Below are 17,087 nucleotides of genomic sequence, written 5' to 3'. Positions count from 1 at the left end.
TACAGCCATAAACACGAGTGATTCAAGAAAACAAACAGTTCAAGTTAGATGTCGTGCCGGTGTGGCCGGTATGGAGCGGTCCCAGGTGGTGGCGGTGACTCCACGTTCCCGCAGTACGCCCTTGCGAACTTTGCCGGTCTCGGTGAGCGGAAGCTCACGGACGGTGTCGATGTACCGGGGCACGGCGAAGGGCGGCAGTTCGTCCGCACAGTGCCGTACGAGGTCGGCGGGGTCCAGCACATGCCCGGGCGCGAGGACGACCGCGACCATGACCTCGTCCTCGGCCAGCTCCGAGGGCACCGGGAAGGCCGCCGCGTCGGCGACCGCCGGGTGTGAGCGGACGGCGGACTCCACCTCCTGCGAGGAGATGTTCTCGCCGCGCCGCCGGATGACGTCCTTGATCCGGTCGACGAACCGGAACCACCCGTCGGCCTCACGCACCACCCGGTCCCCGGTCCGCCGCCATGCGGTGGGTCCGGGCACCGGCTCCCCCAAGTAGCCGGTGCAGAAGGCGAATTCGAGTCCGCTACGGACCACCAGTTCACCGGCGACCCCGTCCGGAACGGGATCGAGCCGCTCGTCGACCACCCGCGCGGAGAAGCCGTCGCGCACGGTACCGAGGTAACCGGGCCGTTGCTCCCCGGGCGTCGACCCGATGACGAGGTTCGTCTCCGTCGACCCGAACCCGTCGACGAGCGCGACTCCGAACCGCTCCCGGAAGGGCTCCCACGCGGAACCGGGGGTGGCCGGGGAAAGCCCGCGCCAGGCCCGGTGCGCACGGTCGGCGGAGCTCGGCGCCTGGGCCAGCAGCATGGGCACCATCGCGCCCAGCAGATAGACGGCGGTGGCACCGGCCTCGGCCACCCGCTCCCAGTACCGCGTGGCGGAGAACCGCTCGCCGATCACACAGCTCGCGCCCACGGACATCGCGTGCGCGAGGGTGTTCAGCGCGTTGGTGTGGAAGAGCGGCAGGCACGTGTACAGCACGTCGTCGGCGGTGAGTTGGAGCGAGTCCGAGACGGTACGACCCCACCACACGGTCTGCGCGTGCGGACAGCGCACACCGCGTGCCGCTCCCGTGGTTCCCGAGGTGAACAGCACGAAGGCGGTGTCGTCCGGGCGCACTTGGGCCGACGGTACGGCGGGGGCCGCACCCGGCGCCGGTACGCCGTCCCCGCCCACGACCCACAACTCCCCCTGAAATCCGGCCGCTACGACACGCTCCGCCAACTCCTCCTCCACCAACAGGAATCGCGGTTCCGCAGCACGCAGCACCTGCCGGAGCCCGCCACCCCGCAGACCGGTGTTGAGCGGGACAAGCACCGCTCCCAGCCAGGCGCAGCCGAGGACGAGGTCGACGATCTCGATCCGGTTGCCGGCCATGACGGCGACGCGGTCGCCCGGCCGGCACCCGTGCTCCGCGAGCGCTCCCGCCATCGTGGCAGCGGCCGTACGGGCCTCCGCGTACGTCCGCGTCACCTCCCCCACCCGCAGGAAGGGCCGCTCGCCGAACTCCCCGGCCGCCGCGTCGAGGAGGCCGGGGATGGTGTCGATCACCGCAGGACTCCGGCCTCCCGGAGTGCCTGGATGCGCTCCGTCGAGACTCCCGCCACCTCCTTCAGTACGGCGTCGGTGTCGGCGCCGAGTACGGGCGCGGCCTCGCGGATTGCGCCGGGTGTGCGGGTGAGGCGGATCGGGACGCCCTCGTGGAGGAAGGCTCCCGCTACCGGATGTTCCTTGCGCACATAGAAGCCACGGGCTCTCAACTGCGGGTCGTGCTCGACGAGTTCACGACCGTCCTGCACGGCTCCGGCCGGGATGCCACGGGCCTGGAGCGACTCGGCGGCGAGGTCGGCGGGCAGCGTGCGGGTCCACTCCCCCAGCACGGCGTCGACCAAGTGCGTCGCGTGTCTGCGCGCCTCGGCCGTCCTGGTCCGCTCGTCGGTGGCGAGTTCCGGGCGGTCGATCACCTCGCACAGCGCCGCCCATTCGGTGTCGTCGCGCACGCTCACCGCCAGCCAGCGGTCGATGCCGAGGCAGCGGTAGACGCCCTGCGGGCTCCAGTTCGGGTGGGTGTTGCCGCTCGGTGTCACCGCCGGTCCACCGAGGAGGCTGGTGCCCATGTGGGCGGCTATTGCCTCGAGTTGGGACAGGTCGACGTGCTGACCGCGTCCGGTGGCGGCGCGGTGCTCCAGCGCGGCGACCGTGGCGAGGGCGGCTTGCAGTCCCGCGACGATGTCGCCGTGGCCGTAGATCACCCCGACCACGTCGTCCGGCCCCCAGCCGGTCAGGCCGGTCAGGCCCGCGCTCGCCGAGACCGTGTCGGCGTACGACACCCAGCCGTTGCGCGGTCCGGTGTGGCCCATGCCCGACATGCTGACGTAGACGAGGTCCGGGTTGATGCGACACAACTCCTCGTAGCCCAGGCCGAGTTTGCGCATGACCGTGGAGCTGAAGTTCTCCACGAGGACATCGGAGTGGGCGATGAGGTCGCGCAGCACCGCGATGCCGTCCTCGGTCCGGGTGTCGAGCGCGATGCTGCGTTTGTTGCGGTTGACCTCGTTGAAGTAGCCGTTGGTGTTCGGGTCCGTGTGGGGGCCGCGCGAGAGGTGCATGAAGGGGGCGAAGCGGGTGGGGTCGGGGCGGCCCATGGACTCGACCTTGATGACGTCGGCGCCGTGGTCGGCCAGGACCTTGGTGCAGTACGGGCCGGCGAGGACCCAGGTCAGGTCGAGGACGCGGATGCCGTGCAGGGCGGGGAGCGCGGGGGCCCGCTCGGCCGGGGTCGCGCGCGGGGGGCGAGGTCCCGCATCTTCGGCGTCGAGGAGATCCTGGTCCGCGCCCACGCCCCGAACGTCCAACTCCCGTACCCGGTGGCCTTCCGGGAACGCGAAGGGAAACCCGAGGTCGTTCCGCTCACCCTCCGGTGTCCGTACCCGGGTGAAGAAGTCGCGGGCGGTGAGCTGGGGGTTGTCGGGGAGTTCGTGGGGCAGGTCGACGGCGGCCCAGGGCAGCTTCCTGGCCTGGGCCTGTTCCGCGAACTCCGCCTTCGGCCACATGCCCACGAAGTCCTGGACGACCTTGAACACGTGCTCCTGGTGCTTCTTGCGTTCGACCGGGTCCTGCCAGCGCGGTTCGGTGAGGTCGGCCGCCGCGTTCTCCTCGCGGAGCCAGTCGAGCAGCGCGTCCCACATGCGGGGGCTGCCGCCGAGTCCGCCGCCCAGGTAGCCGTCGGCGGCGCGGAACAGCCCGTGTGGGACGAGGGGATGGACGCTGCCGGGGCGTGGCGGAACCCGGTCCTCGTGCAGGTAGGCGAGCGTTCCGGCCTCCAGTGCGGCCGCCACGCACGCCTGCGCGGAAACGTCGACGAGTTGCCCCCGGCCGCCACGTCGGGCGCGCAGGCCGAGCAGGGCGGCGATGGCCGCGTTGACGCCCGCGAGCTGCTCGGCCTGCTGCTCGGGAAGTCGCAGCGGCGGGCCGTCGGGGTCGCCGACCTGGGCGAGCATGCCGCCCAGCGCGGCCACCACGAGGTCGGTGCCCTGCCAGTCGCTGCGCGGGCCGAGCAGGCCGAAGGGGGTGACGCGCACGTGCACGAGGTCGTCGAGCCCTTCGACGAGCGCCTCGGCGCCGCCCGGACTCCCGTCGAGCAGCACGTCGGCGCCGGCCAGCAGACCGCGCAGTTCTTCGGGCGAGGCGGGGACGACCGATCGTTTGCCCGCGTGCCAGTGGACGAACGCGTCGCCGTCGAGTTCGCGTCGGGTCTCGTCGCCTTCCGGTGGCTCGACGAGCACGACCTCGTAGCCGAGTCCGACCAGCAGCCGGCCGGCGAACCGGGTGAAGGGGCTGGACAGTTCGACGACGCGCGGCACGGTCTCGCTCACGTCTCCTCCCCGGAGAGTCGGTGGTGCGGGGTCAGCTGTGCTGCTGGTTCAGGAAGCCCGAGACGACGCTGTGGTAGTCGTACGGCCGTTCCTCCTGCGGGTGGTGGGAGGCCTCGCTCATCACGTGCAGGTTGCCCTTCGGGATCATGCGGGCCAGCATCAACGGGTAGTCCGGGGTCAGGAACGCGTCCTGCATGCCCCACAGGAAGAGCGTCGGCGCGGCGATCCGGCCGAGTTCGGCGGTGAGGTCCTGCCAGTCGCCGCGCGGGTTGTCGGAGGCGCCGGCGAGGGCGGTCTCCTCGGGGTCGAGGCTCTGTTCGTAGCGCAGGGTCACGGTGCCGTCGGGGATGGCATCCGGGTCGAACCACTCGAGCCGCGCGATGAGTTCACGCATCTTCTGCCACGAGGGGCCGGTGCCGCCGTAGTAGACATCGCGGGCGTTGCGGCCACGGCGGCCACCCTCTGGGAGGGGCGCGAGAGGGCCGTAGAAGACGGGCATGCTGCCGGTGATCACCAACGAGCGTACGCGCTCGGGGTATTTGGCGGCGAGGTTGAGGGCGATGGTGCCGCCCCACGAGTTGCAGACGAAGTCGGCGCGGTCGATGGCGAGTTCGTCGAGGAGCGCGACTGTCTTGGCCGCGTGGTAGTCCCACATGGGGCCCTCGATGACGGGCTTGGCGGACTTGCCGTACTGGAGGATGTCGACGAGCAGGCAGCGGCGGTCACTCGCGAACAGGGGTGCCACCTGCCCGAAGTCCGACCAGCCGGTGCAGCCGGGGCCGCCGCCGTGCAGGAAGACCGTGGGACTGACCGAGGGACTGCCCTCCCCCAGTTCGACGTAGTGGTACTTGACGCCGTCCGCTTCCGCGTAGGCGCCTTCCGGGGGCGCCTGGATGTCCATGAGGTCCATGTCCCGATGGTGGGACGGCGGCGCACCCCGCCCAAGCGGAACGGTCCGCTGAGCGGGCCGGTTCCGTGGCGGCCGGGGGCGGGTGGTCTCTACCGTCCGGGCACCGGACGGAAGGGAGGGAGGGCAACTCGTGGTCGGGAACGCCGTGTTGGAGCTGGCCGAGGAGCGGGCCCTGGCGTCGGTGGGGAGGTGGGAGCGGCGGTCGTTGGGGGTCGTACGGGCCGAGGACGCGGCGGAGTTCGCGCGCGCGGCCGGAGAGCACGCGCAGCAGCTCGTCGATCCCGCTCGCGACGACTTCGTCGTCCATCCGATGTACGTGGTGAGTCTGCTGCGCGGGGCACCCGGGGCCGACGCGTCGGAGTTCCGGCCGGACGGCATGTATCGCGACGAGGTGCCCGGCACCGACGGGCTCGACGTCCGGCTGATGGCGGGTGGTCAGGACGTGCGCTGGGTCGGGGAGGTGCGGGCGGGTGACCTGATCGACCTGCGGCGTGCGCTGACTGCCGTGGAACGCAAGGGTGTTGGGGAGGGTTTCCTGCTGCTCACCGTGGAGAAGGTGTACGGCTCGGCACGGGGGACGTTGGTGGAGGTCACGGAGAGGTTCATCGTCCGGTGACGGGCCTTGTGCGCGAAGTCGTCGTGGGACAGGCGGTGTTGCCCGTCGAGCTGACACCCGACGCGATCACCTTGCTGCGGTTCGGCGCGGTCACCCGCAATGCCCATCGCATCCACTACGACACCGAGTTCGCGCGGTCGGAGGGGCTGGACGGGCCGGTCGTCATGGCTCAGTTGCACGGCTGTCTGTTCCACCGTGCCGCCGCGGAGTTCGCGGGCGAGGGTGGGCGGGTGCGGGAGGTCGCGTGGCGGAACCGGGCGCCGGCGTACGTCGGTGACCGGCTGGTGGTGACGGGCACCGTGCAGTCGGTGGACGTGAGCAGTGGTGCGGTCACTCTGGATCTGGTCGAGCGGTGCGGTGCCGGTGGGGTGGTGTGCTGCCGGGGGCGGGCGGTGGTCATCCCGGGGTGAGCCGGGCCGAAGGCTTCGGCAGCCAGGCGTTGATGAAGGTTGCCAGTTCGTCGGGGTCGGTGAAGACGTGTCCGTTCATGCCCATGGCCTGCGCGGCGCGTACGTTCTCCTCGCGGTCGTCGACGAAGAGGAAGTCGGCCGGGGCGGCCCGCATGGCGGTGACGCAGTGCTGGAAGGCCGCCGGGTCCGGTTTCGCCGCTCTGATCTTTCCGGAGAACGCCAGGTGGTCCAGGTGGTGCAGCCAGGGCTGCGCGGCGAGGAAGGCGTCCGCGTGGTCCGAGGGGATGTTGGACAGCAGGGCGACTTCGGCGACGTCGCGGAGGGACTGGACGTAGGCGACCATCCGGTCGTCGACGCGTGACCAGCTGTCGATGTCGGTGAGGCGCAGTTCCTCGATGGTGTCGGCGTCGGCGGGCCGGGACAGCTGTCGCAGCACGGCGGTCCAGTACTCGGGCGCGGACTGCTGACCGGCGTCGTAGGGCGGGCGGCAGGACCAGTAGGCCGCGGTGAAGGCGTCGGTGGGTGTGTGGCAACGGGCGGCCATCTTGCCCTGGGCGCCCGGGCGTTGGTGGTGGGCGATGACCCCGAAGAGGTCGAACAGCACGATGTTGCGGTCGGTGGGCATGGTGGGGGTTCCTCCGATTCTGGCGGCCGGGGCGGGCGGAGAAGCCTGTGCGGCACGGAGTGAGCCGTGCCGCACAGGCGGTCAGCTGCCGCTTGCCGCCATCTCGCGCGGGCGGTCGGATCCGGTCCGCAGGACCCCGGCGGCCACGGCGGTGATCGCGCACAGCAGGATCAGCAGGACGAAGGCGTGGTTCAGGGCGACGAGGTGGGTCAGCCAGCCGATGGCGGCGGGGCCGGCGAGCATGCCGACGTAGCCGAGACCGGCGACGCGGGAGACATTGGCCCCTGCGGCGGCGGGGTCAGCGTGCCCGGCCGCGCTGAACAGCTGCGGTACACAGCCTGACAACCCCAGACCGAACAACGCCCATCCCGCGAACGCGGCCCATATCCACGGTGAGACGGTCACGATCGCGATGCCGACGGCGGCCGTCGCAGCGCCATATCTGAGGATCGCCATGGACCCGAACCGGGCGACGAGGCGGTCGGCGAGCAGCCGGCCGATGGTCATGGTCGCTGCGAAGGTGCCGTACGCGAAGGCGGCGATGCTCGCGGGGGCGCCGAGGACGTCCTTCAGGTGCAGCGCGCTCCAGTCGTTGGCGGCTCCCTCGCACAGCATGACCATCAGGGCGAGGGCGGCGAGGATCCAGATGCGTCTGCCGACGCCGCGCCGCTCGGCGGCCGGCGCGTGCTCGACCTGCCCCGCAGGGGCGGTGGGTGCGATCGGCAGCAGGGCGCGTGCCGACACCAGGGCGATCACGATGCCGAGGGCTCCCATGGTGGCCATGCCCGCGGCCGGGCTCAGACCGGCGCTCGCCGCAGCCGCTCCGACCAGCGCGGCGAGGACACCGCCGACGGAGAACGTGGCGTGGAAGGCCGACATGACGGGCCTGCCGTACGCCTTCTCCACGTGCACGGCGTGGGCGTTCATGCTCACGTCCAGGCAACCGTTCCAGAACCCGAAGACCAGCAGGGCGGCTGCCAGCGCCCACGGCTCCCTGGGCAGGCCGGGCAGCACCAGGGCCGCGCTGCACAGCACGGCGGTGGCGGGGACGACCGTGCGCGCCCCGAGACGGTCGGTCAGCCGCCCGGCCACCTGCATTCCGATGAAGGCTCCCAGCCCCAGCAGCACCAGCAGCCCCCCGAGCGTCGCGTGGCTGATGCCCACGCGCTCCTCGATGGCGGGGATGTTCACCACCCAGGTGCCCATCAGGGTGCCGCACAGACTGAAGTAGACGAAGGTCGCTATTCGGGCGGCTCGGAGCGAATGACTCATGCTGACGATCGTAACGAACATTCGGTGTGATTGAATACTGTCGCTTCGCACACATTGCATGTTCGTTTCGTGAGGTGTTCAATCGCGGTATGAGCAACGCAGACCGGCACGGGACGATCGCGCAGGCCGTCAGGGAGTCGGGACGGATCACGGTCCAGGAACTGGTCGAACTGACCGGCGCCTCCGAGATGACCATCCGGCGCGACCTCGACGCGCTCGCCGCGCAGGGTGTCCTGGAGCGCGTCCGCGGCGGGGCGCGCACCCTGCTGCTCAGGGGCGAGGAGCCGCCCTTCGCGCTGCGCGCTCACGAGGCCGTCGACGCCAAGCGCCGTATCGCGGCCGAGGTGTCCTCACTCATCGCCGACGGCGAGACCGTCCTCCTCGACAGCGGCACCACCTGCCTGGAGGTCGCCCACCTGCTGCGCCGGCGGCCGGTCACGGTGATGCCCATGTCGTTGCAGGCCATCCATGTGTTCGGCGAGGGCCCGGGCCCGGCCACGCTGATGGTGCCCGGCGGGCAGCCCCGGGCCGCCGAGGGAGCCCTCACCGGACCCCTCACCCTCGCGTCCCTGGCGGCACTCCGCTTCGACACCGCCGTCATGGGCTGCTGCGGTCTGAGCGCGGCCGAGGGCCTGACCGCCTACGACCTCGACGACGCGGCCGTGAAGAAGGCCGGCATCGCCGCCACGCGCCGCATCATCGTGGCCGCCGACGGCAGCAAGCTCGGCCACACCGCGTACGCCTACGTCGGCCCCTCCACGCTCCTGCACACCCTGGTCACCGACACCACGGCGCCCTCCGACGAGGTTGCTTCCCTCGAAGGCACCGGGACCGTCGTCAAGGCCGTCTGACAAGGCCGTTCCCCACTGAAGGACCTGGGAGCCGAGCAGGCTCCCTACAGTCCAAGGGGTCACAGCAAGCCGAGAAAGCCTCCCCGAAAGGGGTCGAGGACCTCAGCCCAGCTCCAGAACCACCTTGCCGATCGCCTCCCCGGTCCGCAGCCGCTCCGTGGCCTCCGCCAGCCCGTCGATCCCATGCCGCTCGATCTCCAGCGTCAGCGCCCCCGTCCGCAACTCCGCCAGCAGCGCCTCCGCGTCCGCCGCGACCTCCTTGCCCCGCGTCATCAGGTTCACCGGCAGCAGGGACACGTCGGCGAGCAGGAAGTCCGCGAGATCTACGGTGAGTTCTCGTCCGGCGGTGTAGCCGACGAGCGCGACACGGCCACGCGGACGGACGAGCGGGAGGACGTCGCGCAGGACCGGACCGCCGACCGTGTCGATGACCACGTCGACCGGGCCGCCCACCGACTCCGCGGACAGTTCGGAGGCTAGGACGGGCTTGGCGGGAGCCGGGACGTGCGCGAGCTTGGCGGTTCGGCCCACGACCCCGATCACCTCGGCCCCGGCCCGCGCCGCGACCTGCACGGTCATCGCCCCGACCGCGCCCGCCGCGCCCGTCACCAGCACCCGCTCCCCCGGCTGTACGTCCGCGACCGAGTGCACCGCAGCCCACGCCGTGCCCGCCGGTGAGAACCAACTGCACGCCAGGGCAGGGTCCGTGCCCTCTTCTACGACCTCCACGGCGGCGTCCGGCACCAGTGCGTGCTCGGCCCAGCAGCCGTCGCGGCGCAGGCCGAGGCCCTTGCCACCGAGGCGGACGAGGGTGCCCTCGGGGTGGGTGTCCGAGGCCAGGACGACCCCGCATCCGGTGGTGCCCGGTACGGCGGGCAGGTCGGGGAGGATGCCGAACCTGCCGTCCACGACGTTCAGATCGAGGTGACCCACCTGGGCCACCCGCATCCGCACGAGAGTGTGGCCGGGGCGGGGCTCCGGCACGGGACGCTCCACCAGGCGGGGCAGCGAACCGAAGCTCTCCAGGATCAGGGCACGGGACTTGGCGGTCGTCACAACTTCACTCCGTATCGACGCAGAACGCGGGACGCCACGATCCGCAGGACGCGGTCGAAGACGAACCCGAGGATTCCCAGGGTGATGATTCCGACGAAGACCCAGTCGATCCGCCCGTAGTTGCGGGAGGTCCAGATCAGCGAGCCGAGGCCGACCTGGGAGGCGACGATCTCGGCGGAGACGATGGTCAGGAAGCTGTTGCCCATGGCGAGGCGTGCTCCGGTGACGATGTGCGGCACGGTCGAGGGCAGCACGATGCCCTGGAGGATCTGGCGGCGGTTCGCGCCCAGGTTCCGGGCCGCGCGCAGCTTGGACTCGCTCACCGCCAGCACGCCGGCGCTGGTGTTCACCGTGACGATGAAGACGGCCGTGTAGAAGATCAGGACGACCTTCGAGGACTCGCCGATGCCGAGCCACACCACCGCCAGGGTCACGAAGGCGACCGGCGGGATGAAGCGGAAGAACTCGATGTAGGGCTCCAGGAGTTGGCGCACCACCGGAACCTGTCCGACGAGCAGGCCCACCGGTGCGCCCACGAGGACGCCGAGTCCCCAACCGATCAGGATGCGACGGCTGGACGCGATGATCGAGTTGGTCAGTGTGCCGTCCGACGCCAACTGCCGTGCGGCGCTGAGGGTTTCGCTCGGGGAGGCGACCAGCGAGGAGCCGTAGGCCATCGCCAGCAGTTGCCAGACGGCGAGGCCGACGAGGACGGACAGGGTGTACATGCCGAGCGTGCGCAGTCGGCGTACGCTCGCCCAAGCCAGGTGCTTCCGCGTCTCGGTGCTGCCGGTGGCGGCGGCCGTCGCGACGGTCATCGGGTGTCCTCCTCCGTGTTGCGCGACTCCTCGTCGAGTCCCTGGTCGCGCAGCGCCTTGCGGACCTCTTCGCCGATGTCCTCCCGGAGTTGGCGGCGCAGTGCGACGGCGGCCGGGTCGTCCTCGTCGCGGGGCCTGGGGAGGTCGACGGGGTAGACGGACTTCACCGAGGCCGCCGGGCCCGCGGTCATGACGGCGATCCGGTCGGCCAGCAGGATCGCCTCGTCGATGTCGTGGGTGACGAAGACGACGGTGCAGCCGGAGGCATGCCAGATGCGGTCGGTCTCCTCCTGCATGACCTGCCGGGTCTGCGCGTCGAGCGCCCCGAACGGCTCGTCCATCAGGACGACACCGGGTTCGTTCGCCAACACACGGGCGATCTGCACCCGTTGGCGCATGCCGCCGCTGAGCTGGCCCGGGAAGCGGTCGGCGCAGTGCCGTAGTCCCACCAATCCGAGGTATTCGTCGGCCAGTTTGGCCTGCTCGGCACGTGAGGCGCCGCGCATGCGCGGGCCGAAGGCCACGTTCTGACGGACCGTCATCCAGTCGAAGAGTGCCTCGCTGCTCTGGAAGACCATGCCCAACTCCGGGTCGGGGCCGGTGATCGGGGCTCCGCCGACGGTCAGGCTGCCCTCGTCCACGGTCACGAAGCCGGCCATGGCGGACAGCAGGGTGGACTTGCCGCAGCCGCTCGGGCCGAGCAGGCACAGGAACTCGCCGGCGGCGATGTCGAGGGAGATGTTCCGTACGGCCTGGAAGGAGTCGAAGCGGATGCCGACGCCGTCCGCGCTCAGGGCCGCGCCACGGATCTTCGAGGGGGCTGTTTTCACGGCCCCCTTCACTGCCCCTTTCACGGTCTCGGTCATGACGATCCCTTCAAGTGCTGGGTGAACCAACCGCGTTGGACGGCGGTCGTCACATCCGGCTGCGCCTTGACCTTGCCGGTGTCCACGAAGAACCGGGCCGTGTTCGCGTACCCCTTGAGGTCCTCGGCCGTGAAGTCGCGGGTACCGAAGTCGATTTCCTTGATGGCGGTCAGGGTCTGGGCCGCCGGGACCTTCACGGCCTTCTCGGTCGCCTCCGCCGCGGCCTTCGGGTCGCTCTCGGTCAGCCGGGCCGCCTCCTCCAGGGTCTGCGCGACCTTGGTGGCGGTGTCGGGGTTGGCCTTCAGCCAGGCGGCGCCGGTGAGCAGCCACTGGGAGTAACTCAGGCCGTAGGCACCGGTGTTCTCCAGGATGCGGCCGCCCTGCGCGACGCCCTTGGTGGGCCAGGGTTCCCACAGGACGTACGCGTCGACGTCGCCCTTCTGCATCAGGGCCGGGATCTCGGGCGGGTCCGCGGTGATGAACTTGACCGACTTCGGGTCGATGTTCCTCGACTCCAGGAAGCGGGTGGCCGCGAGTTCGGAGAGTCCGGGAGCCACGGCCATCTTGCGGATGTTCGCGGGGGACTTCACCTTCGGGCCGAGGACGACCTTGAGGTACTTGCCGGACTGCTCGTAGACCAACAGGGAACGCAGGTCGGGGTCTTGGGGCAGCATGCTGATCGTGGTGGTGTCCGAGTTCCCGGACATCTGGACCTGGCCGGCGACGAGGTTGTTCACGCCCTCGCTGCCCTGCCCGAACTGGACCAGTTGGACGTTGACACCGTGCTTGGCCCACAGGCCTTTCGCGTCGGCGAGGAAGAAGGGCGCGTACGAGGCGTCGATGCCGACGCCGATGCGGATCGTGGGGCCCGCGGCGTTCTTGCCGGAGCCGGAGCCCGCGGCCGAGTCGGTGGTGCCCGCGCCGCACGCGGTGAGCGTGAGGAGTGCGACGGCGAGGGCGGCAGGGCCTGCGAGGCGGTGGCGTGTCGTGGACCGTGTCTCCATGAGTACCTCGGGGGTTCGATGGGAGACCGCCGGCTTCGGCTGGTCGGTGGGGGGGGCGGCACGGGAACTGGCGCACCGTAGAACGGGGGGTGTCGCTCGCGCATCGACGAGGGTCCGCTGAACGGGACGTGCAGGTGAGCGCGGGTCTCGCGGCCCGTCCGTGCGGGGCGGTCTGCTCAGCGGGACGGGTCCCTTGGGCGGATCCACCGGTCCGCCGCATGCTCGCCTCACAGTTCACCCGGCACCCGACAGTTCACCGGCAGCAGGAGGACCCGCACGATGACGGTCGACGACTCTCCCGACTCCCAGCCCCCGGTCCGGAGCCGCCGCAGACCAACAGGTGAGCCCGGCCGCCAGGACTGGAAGTCGTGGCCGCACTACGACGCGGCCGGCTCGGGCTTCCGCGGCTACTGGTACCCGGTCACCTGGTCCAGCCAGATCACCGCCGATCCGCTCCCGTTCACGATCTGCGGCGAGAAAATCACGCTGATCCGGGACGGCGGCACAGCCTACGCACTCCACAACCGCTGCCCACACCGCGGCGTCCCGCTGTCCGAGGGCAACCAGCAGTTCCCCGGCACCCTCAGCTGCCCGTACCACGGCTGGACCTTCGACCTGCCCACCGGCAAGCTCGCCGCGGTCATCACCGACGGCCCCGGCTGCCGGCTGACCGGCAAGGTCTCGGTGCGGACGTACCCGGTCGAGGAGCGCCTCGGCATGGTGTGGGTGTACATCCCCCTCACCGACGAGGAACCGCACCCCATCGACGAGCAGTTGCCCGAGGAACTCGTCTCCAACGCCTTCGTGATGGGCGGCCGGATCGACCCGCGCAGCGGCAACTGGCGCTTCGCCTGCGAGAACGGCTTCGACGAGGGCCACGCCAAGTACCTGCACCGCACGGCACTTTGGCGACTCTTCAAGCCGATGCCGACCTGGAACATCACCCGGATCGTGCCCAAGGGCCGCTGGATCTTCCGGGTCCAGGACGAGGTCTACTGGGAGGCGGACTTCCCCGGGGTCGGCCATTGGACCAACAAGCGCTGGTGGAAGGCCCAGCCGCCGAAGGAGACCTTCAACATCGGCAACACGGGCAAGCCCGACAAGGTGAACCCGACGATCGAGGCCCAGGAGTTCCCCGGCTTCGCGTCCCTGTCGATGCCCGGCGTGCTGCGCATCGCGTATCCGAACTTCATCCACTACGAGTTCTACGTCCCCGTCGACCAGGACAACCACCGCTATGTCGGCGTGATGGTCAACTTCACCGAGGGCTGGGACACCCTGCGCTTCTACGCCAAGTACCTCGGTGCGATCCGCTGGTTGTTCCACGGCCAGTTCTCCGGCCAGGACGCGTGGATGGTCGACATCACCGACGCGCCCCCGGAGAAGCTCTACCGCCCCGACATCTCGCTGACCGCCTGGCGGAACCTCAGCGAGCAGGAGTACGGCAAGAAGCTGGCCGCGACGGGCACCGAAGGCAAGGAGGCCTGACCATGGGTCGCACACTGCTCACTCTGTTGATCGGAGCCGGGATCGCGATCGGGCTCCCCCTCGCGAAGAAGCGCTTCGCGCGCACGACGATGACCCAGGTCCACAGGATCAACCAGTGAGCCCGGCAAGCGAGTTGGCGGGGCTCGACACCACAAGGCGCGGCTGGGTGCGGGACGCCTGGCGACACGTCACCGCCGACCGGCTGCGCGATCTGATCACCGGGCTCGTCGACATCCCGTCCCCGACCGGCGACGAGGCCCCGCTCGCCGCGCACATCGCCGCCAGCCTCACGGCCGCCGGCTGCCCGGCCCGGGTCCAGCCACTGGACGACCGGCAGGCCAACGCCTGGGCCCGGCTCTCCGGCGACGGAACCGGCCCCGACCTCATGCTGTACGCGCCGATCGACACCCTGACGGTCGGCGAGGAGAGCGAGGATCTCCCGTGGATCGGGCCGGAGTTGCGCGACGACATGCGCCCGCGCGCCACCGTCCACGACGACCTCGTCGTCGGCCTCGGCGCCTCCAACCCGAAGGGCCACGCCGCCTGCGTGATGATGGCCGCCGAGGCGATCGCACTGGCCGGCATCCCCCTCACCGGCGACCTCGTCGCCGCCTTCGGCGCGGGCGGCATGCCCACCAACGCCCGGCCCGGCGGCACCCGCCTCAACACCGGCCAGGGCGTGGGCTGTTCGTTCCTCCTGGAGCAGGGCGTCTGGACCGACTACGCCCTCATTGCCAAGCCCGGCTGGACGGTGTCCTGGGACGAGGCCGGACTCGTCTGGTTCCAGGTGACGGTCCACGGCACCCACACCTACGTCGGCTCCCGCCACCGCCTCCCCTACGACAACCCCGTCGCCCGGGCCGGTGAGGTCACCCGGCACCTGGAGGAGTGGTTCGCCGAGTACGCCGACCGGCACACCTCCGGCACGGTCGCACCGCAGGGCATCGTCGCCTCGATCCAAGGGGGTTGGCCCCGGATGGCGGCGGTGACACCGGCGTCCTGCACCCTCATGGTGGACCTGCGCATCGGCCCGGACACGACACCGATGCAGGCCAAGCGGGAGTTCATGGCGGCCGTCGACGCCCTCCGCGACAAGAACATCGACGTCACCGCCGACATGGTCCTGGCCGTCCCCGGGACACGCACCGACCCCGACAGCTGGATCTGCCGTAGCGCGACGGCGAGTTGGGCGGCGTTCGAGGGCCGTGAGCACGAGGTGATCCGGGGCAACAGCGGGGCCACCGACGCCAACATCCTGCGCGGGCGCGGCATCCCCACCGTGCGGGTCGGCATGCCGAAGGTCACGAGCTCCCTCTTCGACATCGACTTCGCGCGCGGGATGAACACGGTCTCCGTGCAGGCCATGGAGAAGCTGACGCGCCATCTGATCCGTACGGCCGTCGACACCGTGACCCGCTCCCGCGCCGAGGTGGCAGCCCTGTCGGAAGGAACGACGGCATGACCGAGATCGTCCTGGGTGTCGGCGCCTCGCACAGCACGCTGATGAACACCCACTGGGAGGAGACCTTCCACAAGGACCGCGCCGAGCGGTTCCGCGACGCGCTCGGCGAGGCGCGGGAGGCACTCCTCGCGGCCCGCCCCGACACGGTGATCCTCATCGGCTCCAACCACTTCCGGGGCTTCTGGCTGGACCTGATCCCCAGCTTCACGATCGGTGTCGGCGAGTGCGTCGCGAGCGGCGAGTCCGGCACCCCGAAGGGCCCGCAGCCGGTGGACTTCCCGCTGGCCCGGCACCTCGCCAACTCCCTTGTGGAGAGCGGCGGTTTCGACCCCGCGTTCTCCGCCAGACTCCAGATCGACCACGGTCAGTCGCACGCGATCCAGTACCTCTTCGAGGGCCTGGACGTGGAGATCGTGCCGATCGTCGTGAACGTCTTCGCCCCGCCGCTGCCCACCCTCACCCGCTGCGAGGAACTGGGACGCGCGATCCGGGAGGCCGTCCTCTCCTTCCCCGGCGACCGGCGTGTCGCCGTGGTCGGCTCGGGCGGGCTCTCGCACCGGCTGCCCTGGCCGGACTGGCGCGAACCGCACGGCGACGACGAGGAGTTCATGGTCGGCGCCTGGCTGAACGGCCGGGAGAACTGGCAGGACTACGACGTCCGGCGCCGCGAGATCATCCGCGCCGCCGAGGCCGCGCTGAACCCGGAGTTCGACGACGAGTTCCTTTCCCTCGTCGAGCGGGGCGAGATCCGGCGGATCACGGCGTACAGCACCGAGGAATTGGAGAAGGTCGCCGGCAACGGGGCGCAGGAGCTGCGCACCTGGCTGCTGATGTCGGCCGTGCTCGACCACGTACCCGGCCGCCGGCTGGCGTACGAACCGATGCCCGAGTGGCTCACCGGGATGGCCGTCGCCGTCCTCGATCCCCAACAAGCAGACAGCGAAAGGCAGTCATGAGCATCTGGACCGAACTCTCGGGCATCGACTACCGGCACGCGTACGTCGAGACCGGCGACGTCACCACCCGCGCCCTGCAGGCCGGGCCGGAGGACGGCGAGCACGTCGTGTTCCTGCACGGCACGACCGGCCATCTGGAGGCGTTCGTCCGCAACATCCCGGCGCACGCCGAGGCCGGCTACCGCTGCCACGCCATCGACATGCTCGGCCACGGCTACACCGGCAAGCCCGATCGCCCGGGTGAGATCCCCGCGTACGTCGACCACTTGATGGCCTACCTCGACGCGGTCGGTGCCGAACGCGCGCACCTGGTGGGCGAATCGCTGGGCGGCTGGGTGGGGTCCTGGGCCGCGAGCGAGTACCCGGACCGGGTCGCCTCCCTCCAACTCCTCTGCATGGGCGGCACGAAGATCAACCCGGCGGTGATGGAACGCCTCAAGACCTCGACGCGCGCCGCCGCCATGGAGCCGGAGATCTCGTACACCCGTGACCGGCTGGCGCTGCTGTGGGCCGAGTGGGACGAGGACCTGGGCGAGGAGTTGACCCAGGTGCGCTACGACATCTACCACCACCCGGACTTCCAGCAGAACCTGCACAATCTGCTGGCGCTCCAGGAGGTAGAGGCGCGTGAGCGCAATCTGCTCCGCCCCGACCGCATGGCACGCATCAAGGCCCCGACGCTGGTGGTGTGGGGCAACAAGAACCCGCTCGGGGACGTTCCGGAGGCCGAGGCGATCGCCGCCGCGATTCCGGGGGCCCGGCTGGAGATCTTCACCGAGTGCGGACACTGGCCGCAACATGAGAAGGCCACGCGGTACAACCCGCTGAGTCTCGCGTTCCTCGCCGAGACGTCGTACACCGACTGATACCCG

General features: G+C 70.5%; 16 protein-coding genes. 7 read left to right on the top strand and 9 right to left on the bottom strand.

The window, feature by feature from the left end; genetic code table 11:
- Positions 1 to 39: 39 nt before the first annotated feature.
- The 3 genes from OO70_RS01100 to OO70_RS01090 are packed head-to-tail and all read right to left on the bottom strand — an operon-like array spanning position 40 to position 4,791.
- Positions 40 to 1,557, bottom strand: a complete 1,518-nt coding sequence (locus OO70_RS01100; protein WP_043662586.1) for a crotonobetainyl-CoA--carnitine CoA-transferase — start codon at positions 1,555 to 1,557, stop codon at positions 40 to 42.
- Positions 1,554 to 3,881: a CaiB/BaiF CoA-transferase family protein gene (locus tag OO70_RS01095; protein ID WP_043662585.1), complete on the bottom strand. Its 2,328-nt coding sequence runs from the start codon at positions 3,879 to 3,881 to the stop codon at positions 1,554 to 1,556. Before OO70_RS01095 ends, OO70_RS01100 begins: the two co-directional genes overlap by 4 nt.
- Positions 3,882 to 3,912: 31 nt before the next feature.
- A complete protein-coding gene (locus tag OO70_RS01090) occupies positions 3,913 to 4,791 on the bottom strand; it encodes an alpha/beta fold hydrolase (RefSeq protein WP_199827223.1) in 879 nt (292 codons plus the stop codon).
- A gap of 130 nt (positions 4,792 to 4,921) precedes the next feature.
- On the opposite strand from OO70_RS01090, the gene OO70_RS01085 reads away from it, so the two are divergent.
- Complete coding sequence (locus tag OO70_RS01085; protein ID WP_078651187.1) at positions 4,922 to 5,407, top strand: FAS1-like dehydratase domain-containing protein; 486 nt, start codon at positions 4,922 to 4,924, stop codon at positions 5,405 to 5,407.
- Entirely contained in the window at positions 5,404 to 5,817 is a 414-nt protein-coding gene (locus tag OO70_RS01080) for a hotdog family protein (protein ID WP_078651186.1), read from the top strand. Before OO70_RS01085 ends, OO70_RS01080 begins: the two co-directional genes overlap by 4 nt.
- Here OO70_RS01080 and OO70_RS01075 read toward each other — a convergent pair.
- The gene (locus OO70_RS01075; RefSeq protein ID WP_043662583.1) at positions 5,804 to 6,442 is read right to left on the bottom strand and encodes an HAD family hydrolase; all 639 of its coding nucleotides are present in this window, start codon (positions 6,440 to 6,442) and stop codon (positions 5,804 to 5,806) included. The genes OO70_RS01080 and OO70_RS01075 overlap by 14 nt on opposite strands.
- A gap of 81 nt (positions 6,443 to 6,523) precedes the next feature.
- On the bottom strand, positions 6,524 to 7,714 hold the full coding sequence (locus OO70_RS01070; RefSeq protein ID WP_043663472.1) for an MFS transporter: 1,191 nt from the start codon (positions 7,712 to 7,714) through the stop codon (positions 6,524 to 6,526).
- An 89-nt stretch (positions 7,715 to 7,803) separates the two neighbouring features.
- Here OO70_RS01070 and OO70_RS01065 point away from each other — a divergent pair, with 89 nt between their 5' ends.
- Entirely contained in the window at positions 7,804 to 8,565 is a 762-nt protein-coding gene (locus tag OO70_RS01065; protein WP_043662582.1) for a DeoR/GlpR family DNA-binding transcription regulator, read from the top strand.
- Between the two features lie 102 nt (positions 8,566 to 8,667).
- On the opposite strand, the gene OO70_RS01060 is transcribed toward OO70_RS01065, so the two are convergent.
- From OO70_RS01060 to OO70_RS01045, 4 genes are read right to left on the bottom strand one after another with little or no spacing between them, the layout of a single operon-like run.
- The gene (locus OO70_RS01060) at positions 8,668 to 9,621 is read right to left on the bottom strand and encodes a quinone oxidoreductase family protein (protein WP_051740428.1); all 954 of its coding nucleotides are present in this window, start codon (positions 9,619 to 9,621) and stop codon (positions 8,668 to 8,670) included.
- Positions 9,618 to 10,439: an ABC transporter permease gene (locus tag OO70_RS01055; RefSeq protein WP_043662581.1), complete on the bottom strand. Its 822-nt coding sequence runs from the start codon at positions 10,437 to 10,439 to the stop codon at positions 9,618 to 9,620. Before OO70_RS01055 ends, OO70_RS01060 begins: the two co-directional genes overlap by 4 nt.
- Positions 10,436 to 11,305, bottom strand: coding sequence for an ABC transporter ATP-binding protein (locus tag OO70_RS01050; RefSeq protein WP_051740427.1), 870 nt, complete (start codon positions 11,303 to 11,305; stop codon positions 10,436 to 10,438). Before OO70_RS01050 ends, OO70_RS01055 begins: the two co-directional genes overlap by 4 nt.
- On the bottom strand, positions 11,302 to 12,309 hold the full coding sequence (locus OO70_RS01045) for an ABC transporter substrate-binding protein (RefSeq protein ID WP_043662579.1): 1,008 nt from the start codon (positions 12,307 to 12,309) through the stop codon (positions 11,302 to 11,304). Before OO70_RS01045 ends, OO70_RS01050 begins: the two co-directional genes overlap by 4 nt.
- A 279-nt stretch (positions 12,310 to 12,588) precedes the next feature.
- Here OO70_RS01045 and OO70_RS01040 point away from each other — a divergent pair, with 279 nt between their 5' ends.
- The 4 genes from OO70_RS01040 (at position 12,589) to OO70_RS01025 (ending at position 17,081) form a co-directional block, all read left to right on the top strand.
- On the top strand, positions 12,589 to 13,797 hold the full coding sequence (locus OO70_RS01040) for an aromatic ring-hydroxylating oxygenase subunit alpha (protein WP_043662577.1): 1,209 nt from the start codon (positions 12,589 to 12,591) through the stop codon (positions 13,795 to 13,797).
- Between the two features lie 115 nt (positions 13,798 to 13,912).
- The gene (locus tag OO70_RS01035; RefSeq protein WP_043662575.1) at positions 13,913 to 15,259 is read left to right on the top strand and encodes a M20 family metallopeptidase; all 1,347 of its coding nucleotides are present in this window, start codon (positions 13,913 to 13,915) and stop codon (positions 15,257 to 15,259) included.
- Complete coding sequence (locus tag OO70_RS01030) at positions 15,256 to 16,215, top strand: DODA-type extradiol aromatic ring-opening family dioxygenase (RefSeq protein WP_043662573.1); 960 nt, start codon at positions 15,256 to 15,258, stop codon at positions 16,213 to 16,215. The genes OO70_RS01035 and OO70_RS01030 overlap by 4 nt, the downstream gene beginning before the upstream one ends.
- Positions 16,212 to 17,081, top strand: coding sequence for an alpha/beta fold hydrolase (locus OO70_RS01025; protein WP_043662571.1), 870 nt, complete (start codon positions 16,212 to 16,214; stop codon positions 17,079 to 17,081). The genes OO70_RS01030 and OO70_RS01025 overlap by 4 nt, the downstream gene beginning before the upstream one ends.
- Positions 17,082 to 17,087 lie beyond the last annotated feature (6 nt).

The organism is Streptomyces xylophagus (assembly GCF_000716435.1).
GTDB lineage: Bacteria > Actinomycetota > Actinomycetes > Streptomycetales > Streptomycetaceae > Streptomyces > Streptomyces xylophagus.
Note: the sequence above shows the minus strand (reverse complement) of the source record. Positions and strands in the feature narration are given on the sequence as shown.